The 8,634-nt window shown below is 62.0% G+C and carries 7 protein-coding genes; 4 read left to right on the forward strand and 3 right to left on the reverse strand.

Annotation, left to right across the window (positions count from 1 at the left end):
• The first annotated feature begins 283 nt into the window (after window positions 1-283).
• Window positions 284-1,432 carry an aldo/keto reductase gene (locus AB7E65_RS10305; protein WP_428745831.1) on the forward strand — a complete coding sequence of 383 codons (1,149 nt, stop codon included), beginning with the start codon at window positions 284-286 and terminating at the stop codon, window positions 1,430-1,432.
• Window positions 1,433-1,450: 18 nt separating this feature from the next.
• Here the strand turns inward: AB7E65_RS10305 and metF are convergent, their stop codons facing one another.
• From metF to AB7E65_RS10320, 3 genes are all read right to left on the reverse strand, one after another.
• Entirely contained in the window at window positions 1,451-2,359 is a 909-nt protein-coding gene (metF, locus tag AB7E65_RS10310; protein ID WP_428745832.1) for a methylenetetrahydrofolate reductase [NAD(P)H], read from the reverse strand.
• 106 nt (window positions 2,360-2,465) lie between these two features.
• A complete protein-coding gene (glgP, locus tag AB7E65_RS10315) occupies window positions 2,466-4,178 on the reverse strand; it encodes an alpha-glucan family phosphorylase (RefSeq protein WP_428745833.1) in 1,713 nt (570 codons plus the stop codon).
• Window positions 4,179-4,323: 145 nt separating this feature from the next.
• Window positions 4,324-4,791: an RrF2 family transcriptional regulator gene (locus AB7E65_RS10320; RefSeq protein WP_428745834.1), complete on the reverse strand. Its 468-nt coding sequence runs from the start codon at window positions 4,789-4,791 to the stop codon at window positions 4,324-4,326.
• 453 nt (window positions 4,792-5,244) lie between these two features.
• Here AB7E65_RS10320 and AB7E65_RS10325 point away from each other — a divergent pair, with 453 nt between their 5' ends.
• From AB7E65_RS10325 to AB7E65_RS10335, 3 genes are all read left to right on the forward strand, one after another.
• A complete protein-coding gene (locus AB7E65_RS10325) occupies window positions 5,245-5,628 on the forward strand; it encodes a VanZ family protein (protein WP_072287597.1) in 384 nt (127 codons plus the stop codon).
• The gene (locus tag AB7E65_RS10330; protein WP_428745835.1) at window positions 5,625-8,312 is read left to right on the forward strand and encodes a PD-(D/E)XK nuclease family protein; all 2,688 of its coding nucleotides are present in this window, start codon (window positions 5,625-5,627) and stop codon (window positions 8,310-8,312) included. Before AB7E65_RS10325 ends, AB7E65_RS10330 begins: the two co-directional genes overlap by 4 nt.
• A partial coding sequence (locus tag AB7E65_RS10335; RefSeq protein WP_428745836.1) for a UvrD-helicase domain-containing protein occupies window positions 8,303-8,634 on the forward strand: 332 nt, incomplete at its 3' end. The genes AB7E65_RS10330 and AB7E65_RS10335, both read left to right, overlap by 10 nt.

An 8,634-nucleotide genomic window follows, 5' to 3' on the forward strand; every position in this document is an offset into this window, starting at 1 on the left:
TTTCTGCTTGGGGGTAAGGGGACTCATGCGGCCTCGCTGTCTGGTTGTTGGATGCTGTAAGTGTATGCGTAAGTTTTGCGTAAGTCAAGGTTCAAGGGGCAAGGGCTTTCGGGACGCGGTTTGCGGGATGCGGGACGCGGAAATCCGGGTTCGGGAGAACGCGGGGCTTACAGCTCACAGCTTTCTCCCCCCCTCCTGCGCGCCTTGACAGTTTTGGGGAATGTTCCTACTCTGACTGAAGTTGTGTCCGGTTTTGTAAATCAGCGATGCGGAAGGGTTGTTTATGAAATATCGCACGATGGGGCGTTCCGGGGTGGAGGTGTCGATTCTCGGCCTTGGCTGCATGCGTCTGCCGGTTGTCGACGGCGACGAGGGCAGGATCGATGAGCGGCGGGCGGAGCGGGTGCTGCGGGTTGCCATGGAGAAAGGTATCAATTATCTGGATACGGCCTATCCGTATCACAAGGGGCAGAGCGAGGCGTTTCTGGGGCGGGCCTTGCGCGGCGGACTGCGCGACAAGGTACGCCTGGCGACCAAGCTGCCGTCCTGGGCGGTGAAAGTCCCGGCTGATTTCGACCGTTTTCTCAACGAGCAGTTGCAGCGGTTGCAGACCGATCACATCGATTTTTACCTGCTGCACACTCTGAAGGCCGACTGGTGGGAAAAACTCTGTCGCCTGGGGGTGCTGGATTTTCTCGACCGGGCGATCCGTGACGGGCGCATCGGCGCCGCCGGTTTTTCCTTCCACGATGAACTGCCGGTGTTCAAAAAAATCGTCGATGCCTATGACTGGAGCTTCTGCCTGATCCAGTACAACTACATGGACGAACAGGTTCAGGCCGGCAGGCAGGGGCTGGAGTACGCTGCCGCGAAGGGTCTCGGGGTGACGGTCATGGAACCGTTGCGCGGCGGGCACCTGGCCCGCGCCGCCGCTCCTGATATTCAGGCGCTCTGGGACAGTGCCCCGGTGCGCAGGACGCCGGCGGAGTGGGCGCTGCGCTGGGTATGGGATCATCCGGAGGTGACATCGATACTCAGCGGCATGAACGACCCGGCCCAGGTGGAAGAGAACTGCCACATCGCCGCACAGGCCGACCCGGGCTCTTTATCCGTGCAGGAACGGGAGCTGATCGCGCGGGTGCGCGATACCCTGCGGCAGCGCATCAAGGTGCCCTGCACCGCCTGCGGCTATTGCCTGCCATGCCCGGCCGGGGTCAACATCCCCAGAATTTTCACGATTTACAACGATGGCTTCATCTACGATGACATGCTGTTTGCCCACCGCGCCTACACCATTACCCTGAACGCCACCGCGCTGGCCGACCATTGCACGCGCTGCGGCCAGTGCGAAAAGCACTGCCCCCAGCGCATCGACATCATGGACATGCTGGAGGAATGCCATCGCGTGCTGTCGAAAAAACCGGAGGACTGAGGATGCCGGCGGTGTGTTTTACTGAGTGTTCGCGTTGAGGCCGAGGCACTGGAAGATCTGCCGCGTGGCGTCGGAGTTGTTGAGGGTATAGAAATGGATGCCGCGCACCGCGTTGTCGAGCAGGTCGCGGCATTGCTCCGTGGCCCAGTGGATGCCGATGCGGCGTACCGCTTCCGGGTCGTTCTGGCAACGCTCCACGGCGCGCAGCAGCGGGGCGGGGAAGCGTGCGCCGGCGGCCAGTTCAGCCATGCGTTTCATGCCCTCGACCGAGGCGATGGGCATGATGCCGGCGATGATCGGCACCTTGATGCCAGCCAGTTCGCAGCGCTCGCGAAAATCGTAAAAGTCCCGGTTGTCGAAGAACAGCTGGGTGCAGATGTAATCGGCGCCCTCGTCGATTTTGGCCTTGAGATGGTCCATTTCCAGCAGGCGGTTGGGGGTGGCGGGATGCCCTTCCGGAAAGCCGGCCACGCCGATGCCGAAACCGCGCCGGTCGGGATGGAGGCCCTCGTCGTTGAAGCGGCGGATGAACCGCACCAGGTCGGCGGCGTGGGGAAAGGCGTCCTGCGAACGATCATAGCCGGGCATGTCCGGCGGCGGGTCGCCGGCCAGCGCCAGGATGTTGCTGATGCCGGCCGCGGCGTAGCGTTCCAGGATCCGGCGGATTTCCTGCTCGGGGCTGCACACGCAGGTCAGGTGAGGGATGGGGTCAAGAGAGCTGTCTTCCCGGATGCGCATCACCAGATCGTGGGTGCGTTCGCGGGTCGAGCCGCCGGCCCCGTAGGTGACCGAGGTGAAATGGGGTTTCAGCGTTTCGAGCTGGCGGATGGTCTCGTACAGACGCTGCGCCGCCTTGTCCGTTTTGGGCGGAAAGAACTCGAAGGAAAAGGTGGTGGCGTGGTGGCTGAAAATATCCTGAATATGCATGAATGAAAAGTCCGGGACAGAGGTCAAAACATCGCGGGTCGGCACGTCATCTTATCCGCTGGCCGGGCGCGGGTCAATTGTTCAATGTTCCCGGCCCGGATAATGTTCAGTGGCAGTAGGCCTCGGTGACGTAACGGCGCATCATGACGTGGGTATTGAAATAGTAGGCGTTTTTGCCGATGGCGTTTTTCATGACGCGAATCCAGCCGGCCCTGTCCTGGTAATACAGGGGCATGATGGTGTTTTCGAGCTTGGCGTAGAGATCCTCGACGTCCTCGGCGGTATGGTTCTGGCTTGTGGAGTTGCCCCTGGAGGGCGGCCCGATGGACCAGCCGGTCACGCCCTCGATATGGCCCTCGATCCACCAGCCGTCCAGTACGCTGAAGTTGGGCACGCCGTTGATGGCCGCCTTCATGCCGCTGGTTCCCGAGGCCTCGAGGGGGCGCATGGGGGTGTTGAGCCACAAATCGACCCCCGGGATCAGGCGGGAAGCGACCTCCATGTTGTAGTTGGGCAGGTAGACCATGCGGATGCGGTCCCGACAGGACGCGATGACCTCCATGATGCGGTGGATCAGTTCCTTGCCGGGGGTGTCATGCGGATGCGCCTTGCCGCCGAAAACCAGCTGCAGTTTTCCTTCTCCGATCCGCAGCAGGCGTTCCAGATCGGTAAAGATCAGGTCGCCCCGCTTGTAGGTGGCCACGCGCCGGGCGAAGCCGATGGTCAGGATATCCGGGTCCAGCTCGATGCCGCAGGTCTCGGAGATGTATTGGAAAAGATAGGCTTTGGCGCCGCAGTGCGCCTCCCATATCTCCGCGTCGGGGATGCTGTCGACCCGCACCAGCATTTCCGGTTCGGTGGCCCAGCTGGGCAGGTAGCGGCCATAAAGGTTGACGAAATAGGGTGAGGTCCAGGTGAAGGGGTGAATGCCGTTGGTAATGGCGTGTATCTCGAAACCCGGAAACATGGCCTGGGAAACCTCGCCATGCTTTTTGGCCACGCCGTTGACATACTGACTGAGGTTCATGGCCAGCAGGGTCATGTTGAGCTGCTCCTGGCCGCCAAGGCCCTTGAGAAGGTCGAGGGGGATTTCATGGTCCAGGATGCGCTCGACCAGTTCGTAGGGAAACTGATCATGGCCGGCCCGCACCGGCGTATGCGTGGTAAAAACGCATTTGGAGATAACTTCGCGGGTGTTCCAGGAATTGCGCTCGTCCCAGGTATCTTCCAGGGGGCGGCGGCTGCGGGTCAACAGTTCCAGGGTCAGCAGGCTGGCGTGCCCCTCGTTCATGTGATACTTGCGGATACTGAAGCCGAGCTGTGCGAGCAGCCGGGCGCCGCCAATGCCGAGCACGATTTCCTGCTTTAAACGGTAGGCCTGGTCGCCCCCGTAGAGATAATCGGTGATGCCGCGATCTTCATCGGCGTTGCCGGGGATGTCGGTGTCGAGAAACAGTACGGGGACCTGGCCCCGGCTCGGGCTGGTGACGCGGTACAGCCAGGCCTGCACTTTCACGTCCCGCCCTTCTATACTGAGCAGGGTTTTGGCGGGCAGGCACTCCAGCAGTTTTTCCGGATCCCAGGTGTTGGGGCTCTCCTGCTGGCGGCCCTGGTCGTCGATGGTCTGCAGAAAGTAGCCCTTGCGGCTCAGCAGGGTGACGGCCACGAGGGGGATCTTGAGGTCGGCGGCGGTTTTGATGGTGTCCCCGGCCAGTACCCCGAGGCCGCCGCTGTAGGTCGGAATTTCGGCGGTAAGGCCGATTTCCATGGAGAAATAGGCGATGCGCTGTTCCGTAAGGAATTTTTTCCAATCACTCATCGGCGAAGCCCTGACCGTGCAATGCAGAAAAACCGGGGACGCGGCTGGATTCGTAACAGGTTAAACGAATTTCGCCCGGGGTCAACAACAAAGGCCGGCTGGTGTCGCGATGCAGCCCGGCCGTTGGCGAGTTTTTGCGACGCCATCAGGTATAGTACATGAAGCGGTGATCACTTTCCCGTTTGACGCCCATGTCCTGGCCGCGTTCACACAGATCCTGCAGGCTCATGTGCTCAAAAAAGCCGTTGAGATGCGCTGTGGCTTCGGTCCAGACGGTCTGGGTGACGCATTGGCCGTTCATGGTGCATCCGGTTTTGTCCCGGGGAGCCTCGCAGGCGCAGGCAACCAGCAAGGTGTCCCCCTCGGCCGCTTCGACGATCTGGCGGATACTGATCTGGTCGGGCTTACGGGTCAGGAAATAGCCTCCCTGAGGGCCTTTTTTGCTTTTCAGGATGCCCGCTTTTTTGAAGTTCTGGAATATCTGTTCCAGATAGCGGGGAGAAATCTCCTGACGCCTGGAGATATCCTTGATCTGGGCCGGCTGGTTGCCGGCGTTGTAGGCGATGTCGAATAATGCCCTCAGTCCATAACGGCTTTTTGTCGATAGTCTCACGGGTTTCCTCACAAAAGAACCGGCTGTTTTTCGCCAGGCAGCCGAGAGTTCAACGGTTTTTATCTCAACAAAGGATCATGCATCCCTGTCATCGCGGCGAGAGGCACGTCTCGGATCTTGACCGCGCTTTGTGGTCCATCCTTGTTATCATAAAAGGAGATTTCCCGCAAGTTTTGTCAACAAATTGATTCCGGCCGCTCCAGACGACTGGTTTTGCGCATACCTCGACCTTTTCCGCATGATGACATCAAAGCGCGCGGGCGCCATGGGTTGATCTGTTGTTTAAGGAGAAATTCAGCGATGGGACCTGCCTCTTTTTTTTTGCGCTGAAATAGGCTACCTTGGCCCAGTCGCCAGCATGGTGACCGTTTTTTCATTGTCGCGCACCGCCAGTCGTTTTGTCCTTCTGCCGCCTGTCGCAGCCTCCGCTGCGGGGCCGTCACTCAGGTTTATATGATCCGGATTCCCGCAGGCCTGCGTCTTTTTCTGTTTATCGCCTTTGCCCTGGCGATTCTGGTGTTGTCCGTCATGCCGAGCCCTCCGGAGATGATTCAGGAGGTGCTGTCCTGGGACAAGGCGCAGCACGCCCTGGCCTATGCCGTTTTCACGCTGCTTGGCGGCTGGGCGCTGACGCCCGTTTTTGGCGCTCCCCGCGCCTGGCGGCTGGCCTTTGCCCTTGCCATCGGTTACGGGCTTGTCATTGAAGTGCTGCAGGGGCTGGGAGGGCGTCGCTCCCCCCAGCTTGCCGATGGCGCGGCCGACATTATTGGCGCGGCGGTTGTCTATCTGATCTGGTTTGTTGTTGCCCGTTTGCGCCAAAAGGGATCCTGCCCATGAGTGCCGTTACCCTGGACATACTGGTTTCCCGTCTTGAGCAGGGGGCGCTGGTGCTGACTGTGAACAAGCGCCTGGCCCGCTACCTGCGACAGACCTATGACCTTCGTCAGCGTCAGGCGGGGCACAGTGTCTGGCAAAGCCCCGCGGTTCATTCCTTCGACGGATGGCAGCGACGCCTGTGCGCCCGCCTCGGGCTGGATGACAACACGCTTGACCCGGTTCAGGCCCAAAGGCTCTGGGAACGAGCCATCGAGGACGATCCGGAGGCTGCCGACAGTGGCCTGCTTCGGATTGCGGAGGCCGCGAGACAGGCAGGCAAGGCCCATCTGCTGTTGTGCCAGTACGGCGCGGACTTCCCGGCCGGGGAAGGCGGTGCGGATCATCGGGCCTTTCTGCGTTGGCGTCAGCGTTACAACCAGCTCTGCCTGGAAGGGGGCTGGGATGATCCGGCTTTGCTGCAGGGCCGTTTTCTGCAGGCGCTGCAGGATGGCGCGGTGCCTCTGCCGCATGAAATATGGCTGGCCGGGTTTGACGACTGTCCGCCGATGGTCACCCGGTTATGCGCGATTGCCGAGGCACGGGGCGCCACCGTCCGGCACTGGATGCCGCCAGCCAGCCCCCGGCGAAAAGCCGGTCTTGCCGCTTTTGCCGATGTGGAGCAGGAGGTGCGTGGCTGCGCACGCTGGGTGCGGCGGATGCTGGAGTGCCAGAGCGGGAGCATCGGCGTCATTGCCCTGGACATGAGCGGCTACCAGGACTGTCTGCAGCGGATTTTTTGCGAAGAGCTGTCTCCGGGGGCGCTGCTTCCCGGAGCCGGACCGGAAAAGGTCTTCAACCTGTCCCTGGGAAGGCCTCTGGCGAAGGAGGCCATGATCGTCGCGGCTTTGGAGTGGCTGTCGCTGGGCCATGTCGTGCCCCTCGACACCCTCGGTTACCTGCTGCGCTCCCCGTTTATCTGGGGACACCTCGTCGAACAGCATTCCCGGGCGCTGCTCGACCGCGAATTGCGCAGCCTGCGCGCAGGACAACTGCCTTTGCGGCAGGTCGTCCGTTTTGCCCGGCAGGGATTGCGCAAAAAAATCGGTATTTCGGACATCCTGGCCCGACAGCTGGATGCGGCCCTCCATATTCTGCCGGACTCGAGCCCGCGTCTGCCCGGGGCCTGGGCGCGGCAGTTCGCGCTGCTGCTGGAGGCCTGCCAGTGGCCCGGAGATCGCAGCCTTGACAGCCGGGAGTACCAGATTTTTACCGCCTGGAAGGAATTGCTGGCCGGCATGGCGCGTCTCGATCCGGTTTGCGAACCGATGAAGCGTGGCGAGGCTTTGGGGATACTCAGGCGACTGGCGGCCGATACGGTTTTTCAGCCGGAAGGTTCCGCGGGACGGGTTCAGGTTCTGGGCGCGCTGGAGGCGGCTGGCATGCAGTTCGATGCGGCCTGGGTGCTTGGCGTTCACGAGGAGGTTCTGCCGGCACCGGCGCGCCCCCATCCGCTGCTGCCCATCGAATTGCAGCGCCGTTTCGGCATGCCGCATGCCGATGCCGCCCGGGAACTCGATTTTGCCTGCAAAGTCACCGAGCGGCTGCTGGTGTGCGCTCCCGAACTGGTCGTAAGCTGGCCATTGCAACTGGACGGCCGCGAACGGCACCCGGCTACCCTGGTGCGGCACCTGCCGCAAATCCTGCCGGAACTGTCCGAAAGCCGCTGTCCTTCCGGGTTGATCAAAGCCGGGGACGCTTGTCTTGAAAGCCTGATCGACGCAGCGGGGCCGCCTGTTCCGGCTAGCGCCAGGATTTCGGGAGGCACCGCGATTCTCAAGGATCAGGCGCTTTGCCCGTTTCGTGCCTTTGCCCGGCACCGCCTGGGTGCAAGGGGGCTGGATACCGCCAGTCTCGGCTTTGACGGTCTTGACCGGGGTTCGCTGGTACACCGTGTGCTGGAATGGTTCTGGGAGGACGTCAGGGACTGGTGGGCATTGACGGCCCTGCCGCCGGAAACGTTGAGCGGAACTCTCGCCGGTTTGGCCGAGCGGGCTCTGGAGGAAATGGAAACGGAACGTCGGATAGCGCTGCCACCCGGTCAGAAACGGCTGGAAAAGGAGCGTTTGTTCGCCTTGCTGCAGGAATGGCTGCAGGCCGAGGCGCAACGTCCGCCATTTACAGTGGAGACGCTCGAATCCTGGCATCGTGAGACCTTCGGGGCGTTGACGTTGCAGACGCGCATCGATCGCATCGACCGCCTGGCCGACGGATCGCAGATTATTATCGATTACAAGACGGGGATCGCTTCCGTTGCCGACTGGCTTGGAGACCGGCCGGTGGAGCCGCAGTTGCCGTTGTACGCCATGGGCCGCGGCGGGGCAGGGCCCGCCGCCGTGGCTTTCGGAAAACTGCGCCGGGGAGACTGCGGTTTTATCGGCATCGGGCGCAGCGGCGAGCTGCTGCCCGGAGTGGCCGCGGCAAGCGGACATCGCCTGCTTGCCGGGTCGGAGATTGCCGACTGGGAAGGCTTGTTGCGTTCCTGGCGCCTTGCCCTGCAACAACTCGGCGATGATTTTTCCCGTGGCAAGGCCGTTGTCGATCCCGTCGACAGTCGCCGGGCTTGCGAACGCTGCGATCTGCAGCCTTTATGCCGCTTGTCGGAACGGGACGCCATGCTCGGGGGAGATGACCTGTCATGCAACTGAGATGGACTCAGCCGCCGGATCTTGCCGCGCGTCAGCAGGCACTCAACCCTTTGGAATCCTTTATCGTTCAGGCTCCGGCCGGCAGCGGCAAGACCGAACTGCTCATCCAGCGCATCCTCGCTCTGCTCGGCGCGGCGGCGCAACCCGAAGAGGTGCTTGCCATCACCTTTACCCGCAAGGCTGCCGGTGAAATGCGGGATCGTCTGGTGGCGGCACTGGAGGCTGCGCAGGGGCCAAAGCCGCAAGCCGATCATGCCGCCACCACCTGGCGGCTGGCGCGGGCGGTGCTGGCCAACGATGCGCGCCGCGACTGGCGGTTGCT

The organism is Syntrophotalea sp., assembly GCF_050253115.1.
Lineage (GTDB): Bacteria > Desulfobacterota > Desulfuromonadia > Desulfuromonadales > Syntrophotaleaceae > Syntrophotalea > Syntrophotalea acetylenica.